The following is a 24,343-nucleotide window of genomic DNA, read 5'->3' as shown; positions in this document are numbered from 1 at the left end:
AATCGTTACGTGATGACGTCCGGATAGTCAGGCAAGGCGACAGCGCGCGAACGAATCAGCACTCCACGATGTTCACCGCGAGGCCGCCGCGCGAAGTCTCCTTGTACTTCGTCTTCATGTCGGCGCCGGTCTCGCGCATCGTCTTGATGACGGAGTCGAGCGAAACGTAATGCGCGCCGTCGCCGCGCAGCGCCATGCGCGCGGCGTTCACGGCCTTCACCGAGGCCATGGCGTTGCGCTCGATGCAGGGAATCTGCACCATGCCGCCCACGGGGTCGCAGGTGAGGCCGAGGTTGTGCTCCATGCCGATTTCGGCGGCGTTTTCCACCTGCTGCGGCGTGCCGCCCAGCACGGCGGCGAGCGCGCCGGCGGCCATCGAGCAGGCCACGCCCACTTCGCCCTGGCAGCCGACTTCGGCGCCCGAAATCGACGCGTTGAGCTTGTAGAGAATGCCGATGGCAGCTGCGGTGAGCAGGAAGTCGATCACGCCCTGTTCGTTCGCGCCCGGCGTGAAGCGCACGTAATAGTGCAGCACGGCGGGGATGATGCCCGCTGCGCCGTTGGTCGGCGCCGTCACCACCCGGCCGCCCGCGGCGTTTTCCTCGTTCACGGCGATCGCGTAGAGGTTGATCCAGTCGATCATCGAGAGCGGGTCTTGCAGCGCGCGCTCGGGGTTGCTCGTCAGCGCACGATAGAGCTGCGGCGCGCGGCGCTTCACGGCGAAGGGGCCGGGCAGCGTGCCGTCGGCGTCGGGATTGTTGATGCCGCAACCGCGCGACACACACGACTGCATCACGCTCCAGATATGCAGGAGACCTGAGCGGATCTGCTCGTCGCCATGCCAGACGCGCTCGTTTTCGAGCATCAGCTGCGCGATGCTCTTGCCCGTCGAGGCGCACAGCGCGAGCATCTCCGCGCCCGTGCCGAACGGATTCGGCAATTGCTGGGCGGCGGCGAGCACCTTCGTGTTCGGCGCGCCGGCCGTGACGACGAAGCCGCCGCCCACCGACAGGTAGGTGCTTTCGCGCAGCGTGCCGCCATTCGCGTCGAGGGCGCGCAGCTTCATGCCGTTCGGGTGTTCGGGCAGCGCCTGGCGGTAGAACGCCACATGCTCTTTCGGAACGAACGCAATGGGGTGGCGCCCGAGGAGAGCGAGCTGGCGCGAGGTGCGCACGGCTTCGAGACGCTCGCCGATGGTGTCGGGGTCGACCGTGTCGGGCGCGTCGCCCATGAGGCCCAGCATGACGCCGCGGTCGGTGCCGTGGCCCTTGCCGGTGGCGCCGAGCGAGCCGTACAGCTCGACCTTCACGGCGGCGGTGCTCGCGAGCAGGCCGTCGCGCTCGAGTCCTTCGGCGAACATCAGCGCCGCGCGCATCGGCCCGACCGTGTGCGAGCTGGAGGGCCCGATGCCGACTTTGAAGAGATCGAAAACGCTTACTGCCATGAGTACTGCTCCTGCTTGTCTGACGTCGGTTTGCGGGGATGCGGCGCGGAAGTCACGTTCCGCGGCATCGTTAGTTTCGTGCCGCCGCCGCAACCCGCGCGCGCTTTAGCGCGCCGGCAACGGCAGACACACGGCGAGCCACGCGGGCGGCGTGGGTGCGAGTTTCAGTGCGACTGGCGCAAAGCGGCCGTCGAGCCGCGCCGCGAGATGAAACAGTTCGGCGGCGTTTTTCGGGTCCCACTGGCCGGTGTAGCCCGGCAGGCCCGCTTCGCGCCGCTTCGCGTCGAACGGCACGTTCGAATGCACGAACTCCTCGTGCGTCTTTTGGCCGAGCGCATAAGGCGTGAGCCAGTCGAGCGCACCCGCGAGCGTGGCGCCGTTGGCCGCGCGTTCGGTCAGCCAGTTGCGGTTGTGGCGGCGCGCGGCGAGCGCGGCGGTCACGAGCGGCTGCAAATCGTAGGTCACGTAGTGCAGCGCGTCGCGCTCGGTGAAGTCGAGTGTCGAGCCGTCGGGCGCGACGTTGTCGCCGAGATGCTCCACGAACAGGCGCTGCGCCGTCGCGATCATCTTGCGGTTGTCGAGCGTGAACGCAATCATCGCTATCAGCTTGACCCGATGGCTTTGCCAGTTGTTCGCGAAATTTCCCTTGAGCGGGCGCGGCTGCGCGTCGATCTGCGCGATGTAGCCGGTCGCGAAGCTGTTCAGGAACTGCATGGTCGCGTTGCGCGTTTTCACGGGCAGCGCACTCGCGGTCATGTCGTAGGCGAGTATCAAGCCCTCGAATCGCGTCTCGTCGATGGGATTGAAGCTCGGCTTGTAGGTGGTGACCCACGCGAGCAGAAAGCGGTCCACGAGCTTCAGGAAACGCTCGTCGCTCGTCGCGCGCCACGCGAGCGCGGCGTTGCGCATGAGGTCGAGCTCCTTCGCGGCCTCGTCGCTCTGATCGTAGATGCCCTCGTGCGGCAGCGTGCCTTCGGTGTGCAGGCGCGGCAGCGGACGCGGCGTGTCGTTCACGTGCGTCAGCACCTCGGCCACGAGCGCCTTCACGCCCGGATCGGAGTTGGTGCGCTCGCTCGATTGCAGCGCGGGTGCCGCACAGAAGTTCATGGCCGCGTGGGCCGAGCCGGCGAAGGTGCCGGTAAGCGTTGCACAGGCGAGCGCCAGCGCGGCGGCAAGGCGCTGCGGGCGGCTTTGCAACGTGCCGCGCGCGTGCCGGGTCTGCCGGACCGAATTGCGCGTTGCGGTATGCGGCAAGTCCCGCAGTGGAACCCGCAGTAGATCCGTTCCCACCTTCCGCGCCATGCGCGACTCCCTGATTCAAGGCTGACAGGTGTGTGATGTTAGCGGTTTGCGGCGGCAAATGTGAGAGGGGTGAGCGCCGCTGCGTTCACCGAAGATAACGCAGCGGCCTTGCAGCGGCTTATTCGCCGGCCGTTTCGCCGGCGTGTGCGCCCGAATAGTCACTCATGGGCACGCACGAGCAGAACAGGTTGCGGTCGCCGTACGCGTTGTCGGCGCGGCCAACCGGCGGCCAGTACTTGTTCGCGACGAGCGACGCGACCGGGTAGGCGGCCTGCTCGCGCGAGTAGGCGTGCTTCCACTCGTCGGCGACGACGACAGCGGCCGTGTGCGGCGCGTGGCGCAAGGGGTTGTCCTCCTTGTCCGCGCGGCCGTCTGTCACGGCGCGGATTTCCTCGCGGATGGCCACCATCGCGTCGATAAAGCGGTCCAGCTCTTCCTTCGACTCCGATTCGGTCGGCTCGACCATCAGCGTGCCCGGCACCGGGAAGCTCATGGTCGGGGCGTGAAAGCCGTAGTCCATCAGGCGCTTGGCCACGTCGTCCACGGTGATGCCGCTGGCATCCTTGATGGGGCGCAGGTCGAGAATGCACTCGTGCGCGACGAGCCCGCCCGGGCCGCTGTAGAGCACCGGGAAGTGCGGCGCGAGCTTGTTCGCCACGTAGTTGGCGTTGAGGATCGCGTTTTCGGTCGCCGCGGTCAGGTTGGCCGCGCCCATCATGGCGATGTACATCCACGAGATCGGCAGGATCGACGCCGAGCCGTAAGGCGCCGCGCTCACCGCGCCGATGCCGTGACCCTTGTCGGTCGAGCGCTTGTAGCCCGACGAAAGCTGGTTCGGCAGGAACTGCGCAAGATGCGCGCCCACCGCGACCGGACCGACGCCCGGGCCGCCGCCGCCGTGCGGAATGCAGAACGTCTTGTGCAGGTTCAGGTGCGAGACGTCGCCGCCGAACTGGCCCGGCGCCGCGAGACCCACCATGGCGTTCATGTTCGCGCCGTCCACGTACACCTGGCCGCCCGCTGCGTGCACGATCTCGCAGACTTCGCGCACGTTCTCTTCGAACACGCCGTGCGTGGACGGATACGTGATCATGATCGCCGCGAGCTTTGCCGCATGCTGCGCGGCCTTGGCCTTGAGGTCGGCGAGATCGATGTTGCCTTGCGCGTCGCACGCGACGACCACGACCTGCATGCCGGCCATCTGCGCCGATGCGGGGTTCGTGCCGTGCGCCGAAGCGGGGATCAGGCAGACGTTGCGATGCGCTTCGCCGCGCGAGGCGTGGTACGCCTGGATGATGAGCAGGCCCGCGTACTCGCCCTGCGAACCGGCGTTCGGCTGCAGCGAAACGGCGGCGTAGCCCGTTGCGGCCACGAGCATCTGTTCGAGCTGATCGACCATTTCGCGATAGCCGACGGTTTGCTCGGCAGGCGCGAACGGGTGGATGCGGCCGAATTCGGGCCACGTGACCGGCAGCATTTCCGAGGTCGCGTTGAGCTTCATCGTGCACGAGCCGAGCGGGATCATCGAGCGGTCGAGCGCGAGGTCCTTGTCGGAGAGGCTGCGCAGGTAGCGCAGCATTTCCGTTTCCGAATGGTGACGGTTGAACACCGGATGCGTGAGGTACGCGCTTTCGCGCGCGAGCGCGGCCGGGAACGTCAAGGCGGCGGCTTGCGTGAGCTCGGCGTCGAGCTTGTCGAGCGAAGGCGCTTCGCCGGCGAACGCGGCTTGCGCGAACACGGCGAGCAGATCGGCCAGATCGGTGCGCGAGGTCGTTTCGTCGACGGACACGCCCACACGCGTCTCGCTCACGTGGCGCAGGTTCATGCCGCGCGCGAGCGCTGCGTCGTGCAGCGCCTGGGTGCGCGGGCCGGCTTCGAACGTGAGCGTGTCGAAGAACGCTTCGTTGACGAGCGTGTAGCCCAGCTGCTTCGCGCCCGCGGCGAGGATCGCGGCGATGCGGTTCACGCGCTGCGCAATGCGCTTCAAGCCTTGCGGGCCGTGGTAGACGGCATACATGCTCGCCATGATCGCGAGCAGCGCCTGCGCCGTGCAGACGTTCGAGGTCGCCTTCTCGCGGCGGATGTGCTGTTCGCGCGTTTGCAGCGCGAGGCGCAGCGCCGGGTTGCCTTGCGCGTCGACGGTCACGCCGACGAGACGGCCCGGCATCTGGCGCTTGAATTCGTCCTTCACCGCGAGGTAGGCGGCGTGCGGGCCGCCGAAGCCCATCGGCACGCCAAAGCGCTGCGAGTTGCCCACGGCCACGTCCGCGCCCCATTCGCCCGGGGGCGTGAGCACGGTGAGCGCGAGCAGGTCGGCGGCGGCGATCACCGCGCCGCCGGCAGCGTGCACGGCCTGTGCGAGCGCGCGGTAGTCGCGCACGTCGCCGTTCACGCCCGGATATTGCAGCAGCACGCCGAAGGCGCCTGTGGTTTTGGCAAATTCGGCCGCTTCAGCGGCCGGACCGACCTTCACCTCGATGCCGATCGGCTTCGCGCGCGTCTTCACGACTTCGATGGTCTGCGCCAGCACGTCGTCGGCGACGAAGAACACGTTCGACTTCGACTTGCCCACGCGCTGCACGAGCGTCATCGCTTCGGCGGCGGCGGTGGCTTCGTCGAGCAGCGACGCATTCGAGATCGCGAGGCCCGTCAAGTCGGTGATCATCTGCTGGAAGTTCAAGAGGGCTTCGAGGCGGCCCTGCGAGATTTCCGGCTGGTACGGCGTGTACGCGGTGTACCACGCCGGGTTTTCGAGCACGTTGCGCAGGATGACGGCCGGCGTGTGCGTGTCGTAGTAGCCCTGCCCGATATACGAGCGGAACACCTGGTTCTTGTCCGCGAGCACGCGCAGGGCGGCGAGCGCCTCGGCTTCCGAGCGCGGCTGCGAGAACGGCCCGAGCGGCAGCGTTTCGGTGCGGCGGATCTTCGCCGGAATCACCGCATCGATCAGCGCGGCGCGCGAGGCGAAGCCGAGCGCGTCGAGCATCGCCTGCTGGTCGGCCGTGTCGGGGCCGATGTGGCGGGCAGCGAAAGCGTCGTGCGCTTCAAGCGCAGCAAGCGAGAGCGGGGAGTTCATCAGACGATCCGGGTGTTCGAGCTTCATGGGGATTCCGGGTTTTACTGCCGGCGCGGGCGGCGTGGTGAGCGCGCCGCCGCACCGTGGCGGTTGGGGCGAGGTTGCGAGTTAGGCGCCGATCGCCTTTTCGTAGGCGGCGGCGTCGATCAGCGCGTCGAGCCTGGCGTCGGCGGCGGGCTTGATCTTGAAGAGCCACGACTCGTACGGCGCGCCGTTCACCTGGTCGGGCGTGTCGACGAGCGACGTGTTCGCTTCGATGATTTCGCCTGCGACCGGCGCGTAGATGTCCGAGGCGGCCTTGACCGACTCGATCACGGCAACGGCGTCGCCGGCGGTGACCGCGCGGCCCGCTTCGGGCAGCTCGAGGAAGACGATGTCGCCGAGCGCTTCCTGCGCGTGGTCGGTGATGCCGACGGTCAGCGTGCCGTCGGCTTCGGTGCGGATCCACTCGTGCGATTCGGTGTATTTCAGATCGGCCGGGATGCTCATGGTTGCTCCAGTGCGTGGTTCGGTTTTTGTTGCTCGAAAGGGGGAGGGCGTGCGCGGCGGCAGGATCCTCGCGGATCAGGCGGCGAGCACCTTGCCGTTGCGTACGAACGGCAGTTTTACCACGCTCGCGGGAAGGGCTTTGTCACGGATCTGCACCTGCACGATGTCGCCCGGCTGCACGCCCTTGGGCACGCGCGCGAAGGCGATCGATTCCTGCATGCTCGGCGAGAACGTGCCGCTCGTGATCTCGCCCTCGCCGTGCGGGGTGAGCACTTTCTGGTGCGCGCGCAGCACGCCGCCCGCCTTGCCGTTTTCCTTTTGCAGGATCAGGCCGACGAAGGCCGAACGCGACCCGTTCGCTTCCAGCGCGCCGCGGCCAACGAAGTCGCGCGGCTCCTTCATGTCGACGGTCCAGGCGAGGCCGGCGTCGAGCGGCGAGACGCCGTCGTCCATGTCCTGGCCGTAGAGGTTCATGCCCGCTTCGAGGCGCAGCGTGTCGCGCGCGCCGAGGCCGCAGGGCTTGACGCCCTGGCGCTGCAGGGCGTCCCACAATTCGCACACAGCCGCTGCGGGCAGCACGATTTCGAAGCCGTCTTCGCCGGTGTAGCCCGTGCGCGCGATCATCAGCTCGCCGAACGGCGTGGCTTCGATCTTCGCGGCGTTGAAGGGTTTGAGAACTTCGGTGGCGCTGCGCGACGAGGGCGCGACCTGCCAGACCTTTTCGCGCGCGTTCGGACCTTGCACGGCGACGATCGCGAGATCGCGGCGCGGCGTGATGGTGAGGCCGAAGCCGCCTTCGGCGTTGAGCTTCTCGAACCAGGCGATGTCTTTTTCGGCCGTGCCGGCGTTGACGACGGTGCGGAACTGGTCGTCGGCGAAGAAGTAGACGATCAGGTCGTCGATCACGCCGCCTTCGGGGTTCAGCATGCACGAATAGAGCGCCTTGCCCGGCGTGGTGAGCTTGGCGACGTTGTTGGCGAGCGCGCGGGAGAAGAACTCGCGCGCCTTCGGGCCCGAAAAGTCGACGACGCACATGTGCGAGACGTCGAACATGCCGGCGTCGGTGCGCACGGCGCGATGCTCGTCGATCTGCGAGCCGTAGTTGACGGGCATGTCCCAGCCGCCGAAGTCGACCATGCGCGCGTTCAGCGCGCGGTGCGTATCGTTCAGCGGGGTGCGTTTGAGTTCGGTCATGGGGCCTCAGGCGAAACGCGAAAATTCGCGCGAAAACGAAAAAGGCCATGCAGAAAGCGCCGCAGGCACGATGCCCGTGGTCGGTTCTTGCATGGCCCCTCTGTCCTCGGTACCTGAGAGATTGCGCCCTGTTGCGGCTGGCGCGCGCCCCTTCGGTGGGCAGCCTGAACGCGTGGGGGTTACGATCCGCCGCCGCCCGTTCTACTGCCGCTCTCCAGAGTTGCGGACTGTGTGCCGCTTCGCGTCAGCTCGCGCAAAAAGCGCGAATGCAGCGAATCAGCGGTCCGGCGCGCACGGTCCTTTTGCCTGAGAGTTTGTGGGTTGCCCCTTCGGCGGCGCCGGTTGCACTTGCGGTCGCAAACGGCACGCTCTCCCGGCGCGCGCAGCGATTGTGCGCGACGCCTCGGGGCTATGTCAATGCGGAAAAATTCTGCGTGCGGCACGGGCAAAGGGGCGTGGGCCTTGCTGGTATTGGCTTGCGCGGATCGACGGGCGCCATGCATCGCGCCGGGAAAAAACGGGGGCGATTCGGGGCGGCCGCCAGGTGCGGCACGAACCGCGAACGGGCGATCCGTGCCGGGGGCCAATGCACGTAGCGCTTATTCGCCGATGGCGCGGGCGGCCGTGTCGAGTTCCTGGTTCAGCACACGCTGCTCGTCGGGCGAGATGCCGCCGCCGTGCTGCGCGGCCATGTCGTGCGCTTCGCCGCGGATCGTGTCGAGGCGGTGATGGAGCGCACCGCCCTGGGGCGGCGGGTAGTAGCCCTGGCTCACGCGCATGTCGATACGGCGGCCCAGGTTGTCGATGCGGCTGTCGACCTGATGCAGGCGATCGACGGCGACTTCGTGCGGGTTCGGGCCGGGCGGGGGTGGGGGAGCGGGGCGCGGCGCCGGCTGGTTGACCACGCACGCGGCGAGGGTCGTGACGAGCGCGCCGGCGGCGATCAGGCGTAGAGCGTGGGTGTAGCGGGTCATGGAGACTCTCCTTGGTCTTGTCGTTGCTGCTTTTGTCCTGCATGTCCACAAACGTCTGGTAATTGCCGCGTGATGACCCCGCTGCGGCAACCAGATGTAACCATTTGTATGGACCTTTCAGCGGCGTCGGCGCAATGCAAGGTCGACGCCGCAGCCGAAAGTGCATGCCGGTGCGCTCAGGACTGGCGCACGAACGCCAGGGTGCGGCCGTCCTGAGCGCTTTGCATGGCGAGCTCGATGAGCGTCATGACGTCGATGGCGTCCTGCGGGCTCACCGGGAACGGCTTGCCTTCGCGGATCGCCGCGGCAAGCGCGCGGTACAGATCGGCGTAATTGCCTGCCGCGTTAGGCACTTCGAGATCGGCTTCCTCGCCGTCGTCGCGCAGCACGTGCAGGCGGCCCGTCTCGTTGCCCGCGCCGAAACCGGGCTGACCCGGGCGCAGGCCGTCCTTGAGCTGATCCTCCTGGGTGTCGAGCCCGTTCTTCAGATAGCTGCCGCGCGTGCCGTGAATCGCGAAGCGCGGCGCGTACGCGGCGAGCGCGCTGGCGTGCAGCACGGCGTCGTGGTGCGGGTAGCGCAGCACGAGGTGCGCGTAATCCGGCGCGCTTGCGTTGTCGCGGCGCGTGTGAACGAAGGCGGTGATCGACTCGGGCGCGCCGAAGAGCGCGAGCGCCTGGTCGATCAGATGGGGGCCGAGATCGTAGAGCAGGCCGCCGCCGCGCGTGGCGTCTTCGCGCCAGCGCTGCTTGACTTGCGGGCGGAAGCGGTCGAAATGCGATTCGTAGTGCGTGATGCGCCAGAGTTCGCCGCGGGCGATCAGCTCGCGCACGGTGAGGAAATCGCCGTCCCAGCGGCGGTTGTGGAACGGCGCGAACACGAGGCCGCGCTGCTTCGCGATGGCCGCGAGCGTGCGCGCTTGCTCGGCCGTGAGCGTGACCGGCTTGTCGACCAGCACGTGCTTGCCGCGCTCGAGCGTGCGGCGCGCGAGGTCGTAGTGCGTGTCGTTGGGCGTGGCAATCACGACGCATTCGATGGCGTCGATCGAGAGCAGCGCGTCGAGATCGGGCACGATCGCGGCGTCGGGATAGTCTGCCTGGGCGCGCTCGCCCTGGCTCGTTGCGATGGCCGCGAGCTGCGCGGCGCCGCTATGCGCGATCACGGGGGCGTGGAAGGTCTGGCCAGCGAAGCCGTAGCCCATCAGGCCGATTTGCAGCGGTTGCGGTGCAGTCATTTAGCGCTTCCTTTTCCAGCGAGTGCGGGTGGCGGGAGCCCGGTATTGTGGCACGGCGCGTAAAACGTGCGGAACGAGGCGAGGGACGGATGAGCCGTGGCAGGAGGAACATCGCGGGCGTCATCGGCGTAGCGCTGCGCCGTGTTAACATCGCACCTCCCGCGTGAGAGGCCGCTGCGACGTTCGCACGCCTCACGCCGTGCGGTGTCACGAAAGGCTACGCGCCTCGGCCGCACGCCTCAGCCGTACCAACCATTCCATCCGTTTTTCCAGTCCAGCAACGATGTCCGCAGGCCTCAATTCCGCCCAGAACGAAGCGGTGCGCTATCTCGACGGTCCCTGTCTCGTGCTCGCCGGCGCGGGCAGCGGCAAGACGCGTGTCATCACGCAGAAGATCGCCCACCTCATCGAAGCGAAAGGCTTCGAGCCGCGCCATATCGCCGCCGTCACCTTCACCAACAAGGCCGCCGCCGAAATGCGCGAGCGCGTGGGCAAGCTGCTCGAAGGCAAGACGCTCACCACGCCCGGCAAGGAAGGCCGCAAGGTGCCGACCAACCAGCTGACGGTCTGCACGTTCCACTCGCTGGGCGTGCAGATCCTGCGTCAGGAAGCCGAGCATCTGGGCCTCAAGCCCCAGTTCTCGATCATGGATGCCGACGACTGCTTCGCCATGATCCAGGAGCAGGTGGGCTCGACGGACAAAGGGTTCATCCGCAAGATCCAGTCGATCGTCTCGCTCTGGAAGAACGGACTCGTCATGCCCGAGGAGGCGCTGGCCACGGCCTCCAACGAGGACGAGCACCAGGCGGCCATCGTCTACCGCAACTACATGGCGACGTTGCACGCCTATCAGGCGGTGGACTTCGACGACCTGATCCGCCTGCCTGCCGAGCTGTTCGCCAGGAACGAACAGGTACGCGACCGCTGGCAGAACAAGCTGCGCTACCTGCTCGTCGACGAGTACCAGGACACCAACGCCTGCCAGTACGAACTGCTGAAACTGCTGGCGGGCCCGCGCGCGGCGTTTACGGCCGTGGGCGACGACGACCAGGCCATCTACGGCTGGCGCGGCGCCACGCTCGAAAACCTCGCGCAGCTCGGCAAGGACTTTCCGAAGCTGCATGTCATCAAGCTCGAGCAGAACTACCGCTCGACGGTGCGCATTCTCACGGCCGCGAACAACGTCATTGCGAACAATCCGAAGCTGTTCGAGAAGAAGCTGTGGTCCGAGCACGGCATGGGCGACACCATCACCGTCACGCCTTGCAACGATGAAGAGCACGAAGCCGAATCGGTGGTGTTTCGCCTCTCGGCGCACAAGTTCGAGCGGCGCGCACAGTTCCGCGACTACGCGATCTTGTATCGCGGCAACTTCCAGGCGCGCATCTTCGAACAGGTGCTGCGCCGCGAGCGCATTCCCTACGTACTCTCGGGCGGCCAGTCGTTCTTCGACAAGGCCGAGATCAAGGACATCTGCGCCTACCTGCGCCTGATCGCCAATCACGACGACGATCCCGCGTTCATCCGCGCGATCACCACGCCGCGCCGTGGCGTGGGCAATACGACGCTCGAGGCGCTCGGCTCGTTCGCGGGGCAGGCGAAGGTTTCGCTGTTCGAGGCCGTGTACATGGGCGGCATCGAGGCGCGGCTTTCGGCGCGCCAGGTCGAGCCGATGCGCGTGTTCTGCGATTTCATGCAGCGCCTCGCCGAGCGCGCGCAGAAGGACCCGGCGACGGTCGTGCTCGACGACCTCATGGACGCGATTCATTACGAGGCGTATCTCTACGACGCCTTCGACGAGCGCCAGGCGCAGTCGAAGTGGCAGAACGTGCTCGAATTCCTGGAGTGGCTCAAGCGCAAGGGCACGAAGCCCGAGCCGGAGCCCGGCGAAGACAGTGAAGCGACCGGTTACGACAACGCCGACGGTCTCGCCGACACCGGCAAGAACCTCATGGGCCTGATCCAGACGGTCGCGCTGATGTCGATGCTCGAAGGCAAGGAAGAGGACCCGGACGCCGTGCGGCTTTCGACCGTGCATGCTTCGAAGGGCCTGGAGTATCCGCACGTGTTCCTGGTGGGCGTGGAAGAGGGGATCATGCCGCACCGCGGCGGCTCGGAAGACGACGTGATCGACGAAGGGCGCATCGAGGAAGAGCGCCGCCTCATGTACGTGGCGATCACGCGTGCCCAGCGCAGCCTGCATCTGAACTGGTGCAAGAAGCGCAAGCGGGCGCGCGAGACGGTGGTGTGCGAGGCGTCGCGTTTCATTCCGGAAATGGGTTTGGACGATGCGCCGCCGCCGACCGCCGATGAGGCGCCGATGACGCCGAAGGACCGGTTGGCGAGCTTGAAGGCGTTGTTGCAGAAGGGGTGAATCCGGCTATTCTCTGATCGAAAAAGCGAATGGCCGCATCGATTGTCGATGCGGCCATTCGTGTTTTTGCGCGGTGCGCGCGCGAGTCGCCTACTTCGCCGCGCTGACCATGTAATCGACGGCGGCCTTCACGTCGGCGTCCGAGGCGGTCGAGCCACCCTTGGGCGGCATCTGGCCCTTGCCGTGCAGCGCGTAGTTGTAGACGGTGTCCATCGGGTCCTTGAGACGCGGCGCCCAGTCGGCCTTGTTGCCGAATTTTGGCGCGCCCAGCACGCCCGCGGCGTGACACGCCTGGCAAACCTGCTGATAAAGCGCCTTGCCCGCCTGCGAGGCGTCGGCGCTCTGCGCGCCGCCGCCTGCCGCGGGGGCGGACGAGGCCTGCGGAATCGCCGCGATCGCCGCTGCGGCGGCTTGCGCCTGGGCGGCGTTCGCATCGGTGGCGGATGCACCCGAGGCCGGTGCGGCGGCAGCCGCGCCCGAAGCCGCATTGGCTGCGCCTGGCGCGGGCTTGGGCGGATCCTGGAAGTTCGCGCCGGCGTGGTTCGCCATATAGGCGACGGCGAGGCCGATTTCGTAGTCGCTGTAGTCGTCGGGGCTCGTGCCGCCGCGCGGGGGCATCGCGCCCTTGCCGGAGAGCGCCGTTTTCCAGAGCGTGTCGAAGCCCTGGGCGATGCGCGGCGCCCAGTCCCCCGAGTTGCCGAACTTCGGCGCGCCGGCGGCGCCCGAGGCGTGGCACGCCGAGCAGACTGCCTGGAAGACCTGTTCGCCGGTCTTGTAGACACGCGGCGCATTGGCGTCGCGCACGTTGACCTGCGCGACCGGCGCGATGCGCGCGGCGACCTGCTGGGCGGAGAGTTCGTCGGTGCCCGCGCCGGTGCGCGTCGTGTTGTCGACGTAGTAGGCGAGCAGAACGATGATGGCGATGGGGACGGCAAACCCGGCGATGACAGCGGCGATCAGCTGGCCGGGCGTTTTGATCGGGGCTCCGTGGGGTGCTTCGCTCATGCTTGTCTCGACTCCCGTTGGTTTTATGGTGAGCGGTACAGCAGGACGGCAATGGCCATGCGGCAGATCAAACACCGCCGATTATAGACGGAAGGGTTTGCGGCTGGTGGGCGGGCGTGGGCGTAGTTCAGCGGGCGTTTACCCGGGGTGGGAGGGCGGCGGTGGCTTGCGGCGCGTCACCGTGACATGTGGCCCTGAATAACTGACGCGAAGGCCGTGCGGTGGACGGTTTAACCGAAACCGGTTATTCTCTCGGTCTCCCTTCGGCGCTGCTTTCCCCGAGTTCTTCGGGCAGACGGCGGTGCCAGCAAGTCAACGCGCCCGTAGCTCAATGGATAGAGTACTGCCCTCCGAAGGCAGGGGTTGCTGGTTCGATCCCAGCCGGGCGCGCCATCTGGTTTTCCTCTGAAATCTCCTGAAGTACTGAAAAGCCCCGCCAGATAAGGCGTTGCGGGGAATTTGCGTCCGCGGAAAGCCAGCGAACTCCGTCGAAAGCCGGCGTTTGCATATGCCCGGCGGTGTACCCCAAAATGGTTTTTCCTCAATTCTGATTTTGGGGTACACCATGGGCCAGCTCACTGAGTTGCAGATCAAGCATGCAGAGCCCCGCGAGAAGGAATATTTCTTGGCGGATGGTGACGGGCTGTACCTTCGGGTTCGACAGACGCGGAAGGTCTGGCTGTACCGCTACAAGCGCGACGGAAAAGAGATCAAGCTCGGGCTGGGCCGATACCCCATTGTTTCGCTTGCTGCGGCACGTCGAAAAGCCCGCGAGGAAATGGAGCGGCGAGCAGACGGGATCGACCCCCAAGAGGCTCGGCGCGATAAGCGGGAACAAGAGCAAGCGGCTCGGCTCAACACGTTTGAATTGGTGGCGCGGGCATGGCATAAGATTTCAGAAAAAGATCGCCAATGGTCCGCCAGTTACGCTGAGAAAATAATCCGTTACCTCGAACTGCATGTGTTTCCCTGGGTGGGCCAACTTCCAGTGGAGAACATCAAGCCGACCGAGGTTGTGCGCTGTCTGCACCGCATCAAAGAGCGCGGCAACCTTGAAACCGCGATGCGGGTGCGCGAGACGATCCAGCACGTGTATCAGTACGCAGTGGACACGGGTGTTCTGGAACCAGCCAAGAACTTTGTGAATAACCGTACCGGTGGTCTCCCTGCCGTCCGCAGTCGCCATTACCCGGCTATTACTGACCCGAAGCAGCTTGGACAGTTGCTGCGCGATGTCCGCGCCTACAACGGCCATGTCATTACCCGCGCAGCGTTGCAGCTTGCTCCGCTGCTTTTCCAGCGCCCCGGCCAGTTACGTTTTGCTCATTGGGAAGATATTGATCTCGACGGCGCAACCTGGAGCTGTCCGCCGGAAAAAATGAAGATGCGGGAATGGAAGAAGCGGGATAGCCGCACTCCAGCCCACATAGTGCCGCTTCCGTCACAGGCCATGGAGATCCTCAGAGACTTGTATCCGCTGACTGGGCCGAAGGGGCCAATTTTTCGCAGTATTGCCAAGCGCACCGAGGCTACGCGTTACATGAGCGAGAACACGATCAACAGTGCGCTACGTACGCTGGGCTACGACACTAAAGAGCAGATCACCGCTCATGGCTTTCGTGCGACCGCCCGCACGCTGATTCGGGAGTATCTCGGGTGGGACAGAGAGGTGATCGAGCGTCATCTAGCTCACGCGTCGAGCGAGGAGTTGGGAGATAGTTACGATCGCGCAACGTTTCTTGAACAGCGCCGCGAGATGGTTCAGTGCTGGGCTGATTTTCTTGATGAACTGGCGGCGGGCAACATTCCGAAGCCTGTTAGAACGCTGAACTTGGTGGCTAGCGCCGCATGAGGCGACTCGAATGATTACCACCTCGATTCTCTATAGGTCCTCGACGTCAGGCCTTATCTCGAACGAGAATGAATCCCGGATTACCGTAGAGCCTGTGCGGTTGTCGATCGGTGGCTGCGTCTTTGAGGAGGAGGTGGTTTGGCGTGACCGCTTGTCCGAGACCCTCGAGCTTTTATGTTGTATTCGCATCTTTTCGTCCATGCGACGCATCGCGTATCGCAAGGAATTGAGGCCAACGTCGATACCTTCTTTCGCCGCCTGTTCGATCAATTCGTTCAGCGTGTATCCCTTTTCGCGCGCCATCTGCATCTGTGCATGAATGGAGTTCACCCCGTCGGTTATCTTGAGGGACTGTTGGTCTTTCGGTTTTTCCGGAAGCGCATCCAGTCTGCGTCCCAGCGCTTCCCATTGTCTTCGCGGGTAACTTCTGATGACAGGCATGATTTGCTCCGACGCACGATCTTGATAAGCATCTTGAACAGGCGTTAACACGTCGTCAACACCCGCCCCTGCCGATTTTCAGCATAGGTGGAGCACATCGGAATTCAGAGGAACATGACGGAACGAAAAATATCTTTTCTGCTGCTATCCGGCGTTTCGTCCGCACAAATGGAATTACACACTTGTGCCGCTCAAGCACACGGGCATCAACGGGGCTGAGCACTGCGCGCCTATCGATTTACGTCGCAAGAAGCCGGGGACGCATTGGGAGTCACCAATAGACGAACGAGGCGCGCCACCGCCTCGCTTTGCTATCGCCATGCCACATCAACGCGTGATCGCCCGACTTGTATGGATGTCCAGTGCTAAGCGACGACAGATTGAATGCTTTATTGCACTAAGTGGCAAGTCGAACACATTGGAGGTCAACCGCTTGTCGACGGGTGTTCCCCGCGCATCGCGCTTGGAGTGGGTAGTAGTCGCAGGCGATGCACACGGCGCTCGCCACGTTGCGCCGCAACTTTAAACACGCAACGCACGGCGGTTACGCGCAAGCGCATTGCTGTTGTAAATCGCTCGCACATCGCGCACACCCGGATCACACTCGGCACCAAAAAACAACATGAAAATCGAGTATGGCAGGATAGGCTTGCGCCGGTTTTGGGCGCCAAGCACATTTTGACCTAGCGTACCAAAGTCCCGGAGGATGGCCATGTCCGCCGTCTTGACGGTGATGGGCGCGGCATGCGTTGGCCGCCGGTCGAGAGGGACGCGCATGACGGTTATTGGCTGGGGGCTGGCGAGTCAGTCGAACTGCCGCCCGGTATGCGTGTCTGGGAGAGTGCAGGAACGGCAGATAGTGTGGCACTGGCATTCGCGCTTACGTGCGAGTTGACGGGAATCCGTACCTTGGTGATGGAAGGTGGACGCATTTGTATGCCGTGTTGTGACGACCGGGCGAGTCCTCGGGAGGAGGTGGCATCACAATGCATTTGCGAAATACGACCAATTTAGAAAGATGGTGTGCTGATGCAGGTCGCCGCTTCGAAGCGGACCGCTGGCAGGCCGGCTCGCATCGGCTCGAACGCTCGGTTCAGGCCTACCGTCCGCGCGAATCAGACGATATAGTTTCAGCATTCCGAGTGCGCGGCGCACACGCCGCGATTATGAGAGCGCGACAACAAGCCAATAGCGCGGAGACCGTATGCAAAATGAAAAGATTGGGTCGACGTGGAAGAAGTGGGATCTGCACGTCCACACTCCGGCATCCATCATTCACCATTACCCAGGCGACGAGGACGCCGCGTGGGAAGCTTTCATCTCCGATCTGGAGGCTTTGCCAGCCGAATTCAAAGTCATCGGCATCAACGATTATGTGTTCGTCGACGGCTACGAACGGGTCTTGCGGGCGAAGCGGGAGCAAGGCCGGCTCAAGAACCTTGATCTGATTCTGCCAGTCGTTGAGCTCCGGCTCGACAAGTTTGGCGGCGTTGTCCAAAAAACGAAAGACGGCTACTCCGAGTCGAATTGGAGTCGGATAAACCTGCACATCATTTTCGATGAGGTTGAGCCGGCGCTGATCCGAGATCAGTTCATCAGCGCCATCACGCCGCATTACAAGTTGATGCCCGAGGCTCATGATCATGCCGCGCGATGGGCCGGCGTGATCACGCGCGAGAATCTCCGCGCGCTCGGGGACGCCATTATCGCGTCAGTGCCAGACGACCAGCGAGGCCGCTTCGGCGATCCGCTGACGGAAGGCTTCAATGCGCTGAATGTGAGCCTGGAAAAAGTAAAGGACGCGCTCGACACCCCGTTTTTCGAGCGTCGGCATTTGCTTGCCATCGGCAAGACCGAATGGGATAGCCTCCGATGGGGCGACCACACGATCGCCGACAAGAAAAGCCTCATCAACGAGGCGCATGTCGTTTTCACTGCGGCGGAAAATCCCGCAGCCTATGAAAAAGCTCGAAAGAGCCTGACGGACGCGAACGTCACGGACACGCTTCTGGATTGTTCTGATGCTCACTGGCTGAGCGGGGAGAAGGACAAGGACCGCGTTGGCAACTGCTTCACCTGGATCAAGGCTGACGCCACGTTCGCCGGCTTGGTCCAAGCAATACGTGAGTTCTCGAATCGCGTCTACGTCGGCGACAATCCGCCAAAGCGGCAGCTGGTTGAGCGACACAGGACGAAATACGTTTCATCCGTTCGCGTCAAAAAGAAGCCCGGCTCCCCGCTTCGGGATCCCTGGTTCGATGTGGACATGCCGCTCAACAGCGACTTGGTGGCAATCATCGGCAACAAGGGGAGCGGCAAAAGCGCATTGTCCGACATCATCGCGTTGGCGGGCGACACGAAGAACAGGGCAGGGTTTTCGTTCCTGAATGACCAGCGCTTCCGAAACCCTAAGGGCCGGCCGGCGCAACATTTCACTGCGTCGATTGTCTGGCGGGATGGCACGGAATCGACGAGGCAGCTTGACGAAAATCCGTCGACGACCAGCGTCGAGAGAATCAAATATCTGCCACAACTTTATCTCGAAACGCTGTGCAATGAACTCGGCGAGGGCGGCTCCTCAACATTCGACAGCGAGCTGCGGAAGATCATTTTCTCGCACGTTCCCGAGGAGGACCGGCTCGGCCAAGCGTCGATGGACGCATTGATTGACTTCAAGATCGCGGAAATCAGTGCCGCGAGGCAGGCCATCATCAAGGAGATCTCGCGGATCAACGGCGATATTTTGGTCGCTGATGAGAGGATGACGGCCGAGTTCCGGGCCGGATTGGAGAAACAACTCGAGACGAAACGCTCCGAACTGGCGGCGCTTGATGCCGCCAAACCGGCTGTGGTCGAAGATCCGGGCGCTTCTCCGGAGGCGCAGCGTGAGTCGCAACAGGCGGCCGATTTGATCCAACAGCTCGAAGCGCAGGCCGCGGGCATCGATAAGGAGGAGGCGGCTCTCCGCGATCACAAGGGGGCGGCGGTCAAGCGGCAGGCGTTGGCGAAGCGAATTTCGCAGGCGGTCGACAACCACAAGAAGGCCCATGAGCAGTTTTTGCAAGAACTCGCGTCTTTGCTGGGCGAATTGGGCGCGGAAATTCGCCCCGATCAGATCGTTTCATTGCAAATAAACTTGGCCCCGGTCCATGAAGTAGCTGTGGCTGCCGCCAAGGAAATCAGTGGCGTTGATGGTCAGCTTCTGAGCGAAGAAGAGGGCAGCCTTATAAAGCGGAGAGAAGCCGTCCTGGCCTCCATCATGTCGACGAAGACGAAACTCGGCGAGAGGCAGCGCTTGTTCATCCAATACAAGGAAGCTCTCGCAGCGTGGGAGAAGGCGAAAAAAGAGTTGATCGGCGGGAAGGACAAAATCAACAGCATTGGCTGGCTGGAAGCGGAGATCGAGGGGCTCTCTGCGTTGCCAAAGCGGCTTGCGGAATTGCGCGCGAGCCGGATCGAGCGGACCAAGCAGGTTCATGCGCAGATCGTGGAGACCGTCGACGAATACCGTCGACTTTATGAGCCAGTTCAGTCTTTTGTGCAATCTGCGCAGCGGATGGAAATGCCGCTGCCTCTCGACTTCCAGGTTCGGATCGACGAGTCCGGCTTCCAGGAGCACTTTTTTACTCGCATCAATCGCCAAGCGCGCGGCTCATTCTACGGGGTCGAGGACAGTGACCATCGGATGAGGGAGCTTCTGAACGAAGCGAGCTTCGCAACGGCGGACGAGACGATCGCCTTTGCGGAAAAAATCGACGACCTGCTTCGCTATGATCGCAGAGACGACGCGGGTCGGTCGACGAGACTCGTAGATCAGATTCGGCGCAGCGTCGAACCGCGAGACGTGCTCGATTACGTTTACGGCCTCGCCTACTTGTCGCCGCGATATTCGTTGACCTACGCGCAGCAGGAAATCGGGCAATTGTCGCCGGGCGAGCGTGGGCTCTTGCTGCTCGTCTTTTACTTGCTCGTCGATAAGGACGACATTCCTATCGTCATCGATCAGCCCGAGGAGAATCTCGACAACCAAACGATCTACAAGATCTTGGTGAAATGCATCAAAGCGGCCAAGGAGCGCCGCCAGGTCATTATCGTCACTCACAATCCCAATTTGGCAGTCGTGTGCGACGCGGAGCAGATCATCTACGCGGAGTGCAACAAGACCGAGCACCGCTTCACTTATGAAGCGGGCGGTATTGAGAACCCGAAGATGCTCGAGAAGGTTATCCACATTCTCGAAGGAACAAAGCCGGCATTCAAGAATCGCAGCGACAAATACGCACTTTGAGTGTCGTGGTTGATGGAGCGACACGGTTTGGATGGGGGGGCGCGAAAGACGGTCTCCTGCGGATTAACACGGAGAGCGATCGGTGATAGCCGCTCCGCAGCGGGTGCCGTCATTATCTCGCTACGGGTAGATTGGCAACCATAAGAGGCCACCAATAGCCTCAACGGGGGTAGTAGATGGCGTATTTCCAAGAGAACGCAGGCCGACTTGTCATCCGCGAAGGACAGGCGCCGAATACTGGGTTGAGGAGAGGACAAGTCGGTGCCCTTTATGCGCTCACCGCCCACTTCATTGAACGACAAGAGCCTGCCATCGTGTCGTTGCCCACCGGGTACGGAAAAACGGCCGTACTGACAGCTGCGTGTTTTTTAGCGAGGGCTCAGCGCGTGTTGGTCGTCACTCCGACGAATCCCCTTAGAGCGCAAGCCAGTCGAGCCTTTCGGACTTTAGAGACACTCAGGCGGCTGCAAGCACTTCCGAGCGAAGCTGACATGGCCGGACCAAAGGTATTTGCCGTGGACGAGAGAATAGGCTCGATGGCGGCTTGGCAGGCACTTGAAGAATTCGATGTAGTGGTCTGCACGCCTCATTCGGCCAGCCCCGAAATGGAAGGCACGCCACCACCTCCTGATGGGCTCTTTGACCTGATACTTGTTGATGAGGGGCATCATTCACCGGCTCGGACCTGGGCAGCATTTATCCGATCGACACCTAACGCGAAACATGTGTTGTTGTCCGCCACGCCATTTCGTAGAGATCGACGGCAACTTCCAGGCCGACTTATCTTCTACTACTCGTTGCGCCGTGCGGTCGATGAAAGCGCGTTTGGAAAGGTAAATTTTTGCCCAGTCGTCGTTGATGCTGACGCCTTGCAAGAGACACGAGATGCGGCCCTGGTTGCCCGTGCGGTAGAGGTCTATCGTCAGGATGCCGCAGCAGGATTTCAGCACCGACTACTTGCACGCACTGCGCGGGTGACCGATGCAGAGCATCTGGCCGGACTGTATGTGGCCGCCGGCTTGCGGGTCGAAGCTGTGTCAAGCAGGAAATCAACTCTGCAGGTCGAAGATATTGAGCGTCGCCTGATTGCTGGTGAACTCGATGGTGTTGTATGTGTCGATATGTTCGGAGAAGGTTACGACTTTCCGAAGTTCAAGATTGCTGTTCTGCACAGCGCCCATAAGTCGCTGGTGCCAACACTTCAATTCATAGGCCGCTTTGCCCGTACAAACGATGAGCAAACTGGGGCGGCTACATTTCTAGCCGTACCGCGTGACATTGACTCAGAGAGCGCGGAGCTATATCGAGACGGCGTTGATTGGGATACTTTGCTGGCTGATGTCGTCGAGGCCCGTCAGCAACTGGCCCTGCAGGAGCGAGAAGCACTACAGTCATTTGCACAGACGGGCAATCCATCTGCCGACTATGAAGCTGTCAATCCGGGGGCGTTCCGCCTGTCGCAGCACATCGCAGCGTATAGAGCGCACCAAGCGCCGGATTTCTCGGAAGCTCCCGAAACACTCAAGTCCTTGCAAGTGACCAATGCGTGGCTCAGCGATGACAGCACAACATATCTCCTGCTGGCCAAGTCTGTGCGGTCGCCGGTCTGGTATCGCGATGATCATCTTATCGACGCTACGCATGAATGTTTCTTGCTTCGGTATTTTCCGGCATCGCAACTACTGTTCATAACGGCCACAGAGCGTTCCGAGCGGTACTACGCTGAATTGCTGGAGTTCTTTGTCGAGGGAAATGCGTCGCCGCTCGCGTTTGAGCAGATTCGCAAGGTGCTTAATGGCATGACTGATCAGGAGTTCTATAGCGTCGGGATCAGGAGCAACTCGCCGGTAGCCACTGCAGAGTCGTATCGAATCGTCGCGGGCAGCAATGCTGACAGAGGCGTTCGCGACACCGATGCGGCGAATTTTTCGCAGGGTCACTTTATGGGGCGAGGCCAGGTAAATGGGCAGGCCGAAGTTATCGGCGCAAGCGCTGGCGGGCGGGTCTGGTCCAACGGCAAACTGTCTATTCCCGACATCATGGACTGGATGGCTGCATTGCACGGGCGCGTTACTGCGGACTTGGTCAACATCGGTCGCTCTGGCTTGGACTTGCTGCCGTTTGGCGAAACGCTTCAGCGCATCCCAGCGTCGACATGTATGACGGATTGGCCGAAGACTGCGTATCGAGACAACCCGCAGGTACTCATCGGTGAAGGCCACGACGTAATCCGAACTTGCGTACTCGACCTCGAAATTGGCGACGTTGCAGTCAGTGCAGATGGATCTTCTTTGTCATTTGAAATCGGTGAGGAAGGCCATGTACTGCGTGTTCGCTACCGGCTTAATCAAAGCCCTCAGTTTTCTCTTTTGGCGGAGGAGCCGCGAATGCGCGTCGCGGCATCGGAGGGAGATTTCATCTCCATTGAGGAGTGGTTGGAGGACTGCGGTTTGGTGTTCTTCACAAAGGAACTGGATTCCTTCACGCGCGGCACGCTGCAGAGGCGTAGAGCGAGCGCGGGAATTCGCCCTGACAGTCTGGTGGTACGTGATTGGACAGGATGCGAGATTGGTATTGAGTTTGACACAAACGACCCGGCACGATTGACGGTTCAATGCTTCCTGAAAAACAATTTGATGGACCTGCCAAATGTCAGTTTCATCATCTATGATCACCGATCGGGTGAAGCCGCCGATTTCATCGTTGGACAGACTGCGCCTGGCAATCGCTTGGCGATCTCGCTTTACCACTGCAAGGGCGCTGGCGGACCGGTGTCGGGCGAGCGAGTTGACGATGTATATGAGTTGGCAGGGCAATCCGTGAAGTCGGCAAGATTCCAGAGGAAAGATGACCTCTTGCGTCATGTTGACCGTCGCACACAAGTTCGGAGGAATCGGGGGCATTCCCCGTTATTGGTCGGCGGTCGAGACGACGCGCTGGATTTGATTCGGGCCTATGACCCAATATCTATCACCTTGACCGTGTACGCAGTCCAGCCCGGACTTTCGGCCGGGGGGCTTACTGAGAACGTGCGAGCCGTGATGGCGGCGGCGAACGATAGCCTCACGTCTCAAGGCGTCGACCTCCGATGGCTTATCAGCGCCTAGCCTCCTCTACTTTGAGCGCACCTCGGCAACCGGCCACGAAGCAGACGCTAAACCTAGCGTCTCCGATGCCCGCTCCGGGTCGAGGTGCACCGTTCACAATCGGCGGCTATCGGCGTCTTCGGTCATTGGCCCTCGCCCTAGCGCACGCGCTTGAACGTCCGACACACACAAGCAAGAGCCATTAAAAGCCGATAATCGTTCTCGCAATGATGGCTGAAGCGCTTCGATTAACGATGGGCTGACGTCTGTTCACAGGAATGACCAGATGCCTCTCATGCGCTCAGCGCCGTTGCTTATACAACTTGGTTCCAAGAATCGTTAAAGAGCACACTTTCTCGGTAATTCAAATTTAACCCCGATCGATTGCTTTTCAGCCAGGATATAGTTCTCATCACCTAACGATGCCTCGTGATAATCGCTAGATGCTTTACATTCCGTGCCGGGATACATATCAAATTCGTAGATTGAACTCCTTATTGTTGATTCTATTTGTTGGTCATATCGATTCAATACAAGGAAAAATATCTGTGGTGTTAAAGTTCCAATGGCCGAGTAAAAAACTATCTGGAAAATTACTGTCGCGATGGTGTGGCGATATTTATTTTTATCAAATTTAACCCCCAAAAACCATTTCATGAGACGAGGCGCTTTCTCCATGAATTTTGATCCATAGATGACGACTGGCGCCGCAAGAACCGCGATTGGAATGTAAATTGTCCCGGCGGCCATGAAAAGAAATGGAATTGCGAAAATTGCTATAAATGACAGGGTGTGCGGAAAAGTTGAAGGAGGAACGTGAGTCAATCCGCCGATAATTTTTCCAGAAATACCAAATGCAAGGTTGGAGCCCGCGGCAAACGCAATGGCGATCAATCCTTTTCCAATTGTGGTAGCTGAAAGTGTTGCGTATATGCGATAAACGTCGTAAGCAACCACGCCCAAGCAATATGCGAAAAATAAAATAACGAGCGGAATGAAAAGCGTCTTGAAGTCCAATAAATATGCGTAGATCAGAAAGGGAGTGCACAGGACAACATTGGTATACAATTGCTGGTGGCGACTGAGGCTCTCATACCTGACAAGTGCGGCGTCTCGAATTTTGATAAATACGAATTTTTTTGGGTAAAGAATCTGCAACGTTCTCGCCGAAACAACTGCAATCAGTAATATTAAGCTTGTAGCAAAATATACAAATCGCCAGCTGCCTGGAATAAAAATAAGTAGCACGCCTAGACTGGCAATGGAAATGATTGATCGTTTAAATAAATCTCGGAAATTTTCTTGCCGGCTCGTCGGCTGATTGCTGATGTGTGTGGAGTTGCTGAGCATTTCTCGATTTTTCATTCACCTTATTCCTTGATTAAGCTCCCGATGTACAGAATGCAACAGTCTCACCGAAATATCGGCAAAATGGACTGGGACTTGAGAGGTCGATGCGTGCCAGAGCGTTGCGATAGCTATTGCTATGTAGTCGGGTCTGAAAAATTCGAAGGGCCCTGTGCAGCAAGGATTTGAAGCCGAAAGTGGTTGATGCATTTGCAGGATCCTGGCAGATTATGGGGAGT

Annotated in this window: 15 protein-coding genes, 1 tRNA gene and 2 riboswitches; of the genes, 5 read left to right on the top strand and 11 right to left on the bottom strand. The window is 61.8% G+C overall.

The features are described from left to right. Positions 1-55 precede the first annotated feature (55 nt). The 7 genes from C7411_RS02425 to C7411_RS02395 all read right to left on the bottom strand — a co-directional run bounded on the left by C7411_RS02425 (position 56) and on the right by C7411_RS02395 (position 9,711). Positions 56-1,444, bottom strand: coding sequence for an L-serine ammonia-lyase (locus C7411_RS02425; RefSeq protein WP_110383280.1), 1,389 nt, complete (start codon positions 1,442-1,444; stop codon positions 56-58). 105 nt (positions 1,445-1,549) lie between these two features. After that, on the bottom strand, positions 1,550-2,551 hold the full coding sequence (locus C7411_RS02420) for an alginate lyase family protein (RefSeq protein WP_243413036.1): 1,002 nt from the start codon (positions 2,549-2,551) through the stop codon (positions 1,550-1,552). A 313-nt stretch (positions 2,552-2,864) separates the two neighbouring features. Beyond that, positions 2,865-5,849, bottom strand: coding sequence for an aminomethyl-transferring glycine dehydrogenase (gene gcvP, locus C7411_RS02415; RefSeq protein ID WP_110383282.1), 2,985 nt, complete (start codon positions 5,847-5,849; stop codon positions 2,865-2,867). Between the two features lie 81 nt (positions 5,850-5,930). Beyond that, positions 5,931-6,311 carry a glycine cleavage system protein GcvH gene (gene gcvH, locus C7411_RS02410; protein ID WP_110383283.1) on the bottom strand — a complete coding sequence of 127 codons (381 nt, stop codon included), beginning with the start codon at positions 6,309-6,311 and terminating at the stop codon, positions 5,931-5,933. A gap of 75 nt (positions 6,312-6,386) precedes the next feature. After that, on the bottom strand, positions 6,387-7,505 hold the full coding sequence (gene gcvT, locus C7411_RS02405) for a glycine cleavage system aminomethyltransferase GcvT (protein WP_110383284.1): 1,119 nt from the start codon (positions 7,503-7,505) through the stop codon (positions 6,387-6,389). A gap of 90 nt (positions 7,506-7,595) precedes the next feature. Next, positions 7,596-7,733, bottom strand: a riboswitch (glycine riboswitch). A 57-nt stretch (positions 7,734-7,790) separates the two neighbouring features. Further along, positions 7,791-7,891: riboswitch (glycine riboswitch) on the bottom strand. A gap of 213 nt (positions 7,892-8,104) precedes the next feature. Continuing rightward, entirely contained in the window at positions 8,105-8,479 is a 375-nt protein-coding gene (locus C7411_RS02400; RefSeq protein ID WP_110383285.1) for a hypothetical protein, read from the bottom strand. Between the two features lie 176 nt (positions 8,480-8,655). Further along, complete coding sequence (locus C7411_RS02395; RefSeq protein WP_110383286.1) at positions 8,656-9,711, bottom strand: oxidoreductase; 1,056 nt, start codon at positions 9,709-9,711, stop codon at positions 8,656-8,658. Positions 9,712-9,994: 283 nt separating this feature from the next. Between C7411_RS02395 and C7411_RS02390 the strand changes: the two genes are divergently transcribed. Next, complete coding sequence (locus tag C7411_RS02390) at positions 9,995-12,085, top strand: UvrD-helicase domain-containing protein (protein WP_110383287.1); 2,091 nt, start codon at positions 9,995-9,997, stop codon at positions 12,083-12,085. Between the two features lie 90 nt (positions 12,086-12,175). Here C7411_RS02390 and C7411_RS02385 read toward each other — a convergent pair whose 3' ends face one another. Further along, the gene (locus C7411_RS02385; protein WP_110383288.1) at positions 12,176-13,090 is read right to left on the bottom strand and encodes a c-type cytochrome; all 915 of its coding nucleotides are present in this window, start codon (positions 13,088-13,090) and stop codon (positions 12,176-12,178) included. A 317-nt stretch (positions 13,091-13,407) separates the two neighbouring features. Between C7411_RS02385 and C7411_RS02380 the strand changes: the two genes are divergently transcribed. Together C7411_RS02380 and C7411_RS02375 are read left to right on the top strand one after the other, a co-directional pair. After that, positions 13,408-13,483 (top strand) — tRNA-Arg (locus C7411_RS02380). A 115-nt stretch (positions 13,484-13,598) separates the two neighbouring features. Beyond that, positions 13,599-14,942 carry a tyrosine-type recombinase/integrase gene (locus C7411_RS02375; RefSeq protein WP_243413023.1) on the top strand — a complete coding sequence of 448 codons (1,344 nt, stop codon included), beginning with the start codon at positions 13,599-13,601 and terminating at the stop codon, positions 14,940-14,942. Positions 14,943-14,972: 30 nt separating this feature from the next. On the opposite strand, the gene C7411_RS02370 is transcribed toward C7411_RS02375, so the two are convergent. Together C7411_RS02370 and C7411_RS36900 are read right to left on the bottom strand one after the other, a co-directional pair. Beyond that, positions 14,973-15,383: a hypothetical protein gene (locus tag C7411_RS02370; RefSeq protein ID WP_110383289.1), complete on the bottom strand. Its 411-nt coding sequence runs from the start codon at positions 15,381-15,383 to the stop codon at positions 14,973-14,975. Positions 15,384-15,905: 522 nt separating this feature from the next. Beyond that, positions 15,906-16,160: a hypothetical protein gene (locus tag C7411_RS36900; protein ID WP_165822730.1), complete on the bottom strand. Its 255-nt coding sequence runs from the start codon at positions 16,158-16,160 to the stop codon at positions 15,906-15,908. A gap of 427 nt (positions 16,161-16,587) precedes the next feature. Here C7411_RS36900 and C7411_RS02365 point away from each other — a divergent pair, with 427 nt between their 5' ends. Together C7411_RS02365 and C7411_RS02360 are read left to right on the top strand one after the other, a co-directional pair. Continuing rightward, positions 16,588-19,671, top strand: coding sequence for a TrlF family AAA-like ATPase (locus C7411_RS02365; protein WP_110383290.1), 3,084 nt, complete (start codon positions 16,588-16,590; stop codon positions 19,669-19,671). 176 nt (positions 19,672-19,847) lie between these two features. Further along, positions 19,848-22,778 carry a DEAD/DEAH box helicase gene (locus C7411_RS02360; protein WP_110383291.1) on the top strand — a complete coding sequence of 977 codons (2,931 nt, stop codon included), beginning with the start codon at positions 19,848-19,850 and terminating at the stop codon, positions 22,776-22,778. A 318-nt stretch (positions 22,779-23,096) separates the two neighbouring features. Here C7411_RS02360 and C7411_RS36895 read toward each other — a convergent pair whose 3' ends face one another. Continuing rightward, positions 23,097-24,122, bottom strand: a complete 1,026-nt coding sequence (locus C7411_RS36895; protein ID WP_133253608.1) for a hypothetical protein — start codon at positions 24,120-24,122, stop codon at positions 23,097-23,099. Between the last annotated feature and the right edge of the window lie 221 nt (positions 24,123-24,343).

It is taken from the genome of Paraburkholderia silvatlantica (assembly GCF_003096715.1).
Lineage (GTDB): Bacteria > Pseudomonadota > Gammaproteobacteria > Burkholderiales > Burkholderiaceae > Paraburkholderia > Paraburkholderia silvatlantica.
Note: the sequence above shows the minus strand (reverse complement) of the source record. Positions and strands in the feature narration are given on the sequence as shown.

What these genes read in the sequence shown, in the direction of transcription:
- C7411_RS02425 (WP_110383280.1), bottom strand. Translation starts at nt 1,444, where the DNA reads ATGGCAGTAAGCGTTTTCGATCTCTTCAAAGTCGGCATCGGGCCCTCC.
- C7411_RS02420 (WP_243413036.1), bottom strand. Translation starts at nt 2,551, where the DNA reads ATGAACTTCTGTGCGGCACCCGCGCTGCAATCGAGCGAGCGCACCAAC.
- gcvP (WP_110383282.1), bottom strand. Translation starts at nt 5,849, where the DNA reads ATGAAGCTCGAACACCCGGATCGTCTGATGAACTCCCCGCTCTCGCTT.
- gcvH (WP_110383283.1), bottom strand. Translation starts at nt 6,311, where the DNA reads ATGAGCATCCCGGCCGATCTGAAATACACCGAATCGCACGAGTGGATC.
- gcvT (WP_110383284.1), bottom strand. Translation starts at nt 7,505, where the DNA reads ATGACCGAACTCAAACGCACCCCGCTGAACGATACGCACCGCGCGCTG.
- C7411_RS02400 (WP_110383285.1), bottom strand. Translation starts at nt 8,479, where the DNA reads ATGACCCGCTACACCCACGCTCTACGCCTGATCGCCGCCGGCGCGCTC.
- C7411_RS02395 (WP_110383286.1), bottom strand. Translation starts at nt 9,711, where the DNA reads ATGACTGCACCGCAACCGCTGCAAATCGGCCTGATGGGCTACGGCTTC.
- C7411_RS02390 (WP_110383287.1), top strand. Translation starts at nt 9,995, where the DNA reads ATGTCCGCAGGCCTCAATTCCGCCCAGAACGAAGCGGTGCGCTATCTC.
- C7411_RS02385 (WP_110383288.1), bottom strand. Translation starts at nt 13,090, where the DNA reads ATGAGCGAAGCACCCCACGGAGCCCCGATCAAAACGCCCGGCCAGCTG.
- C7411_RS02375 (WP_243413023.1), top strand. Translation starts at nt 13,599, where the DNA reads ATGCCCGGCGGTGTACCCCAAAATGGTTTTTCCTCAATTCTGATTTTG.
- C7411_RS02370 (WP_110383289.1), bottom strand. Translation starts at nt 15,383, where the DNA reads ATGCCTGTCATCAGAAGTTACCCGCGAAGACAATGGGAAGCGCTGGGA.
- C7411_RS36900 (WP_165822730.1), bottom strand. Translation starts at nt 16,160, where the DNA reads ATGCGCGTCCCTCTCGACCGGCGGCCAACGCATGCCGCGCCCATCACC.
- C7411_RS02365 (WP_110383290.1), top strand. Translation starts at nt 16,588, where the DNA reads ATGCAAAATGAAAAGATTGGGTCGACGTGGAAGAAGTGGGATCTGCAC.
- C7411_RS02360 (WP_110383291.1), top strand. Translation starts at nt 19,848, where the DNA reads ATGGCGTATTTCCAAGAGAACGCAGGCCGACTTGTCATCCGCGAAGGA.
- C7411_RS36895 (WP_133253608.1), bottom strand. Translation starts at nt 24,122, where the DNA reads ATGAAAAATCGAGAAATGCTCAGCAACTCCACACACATCAGCAATCAG.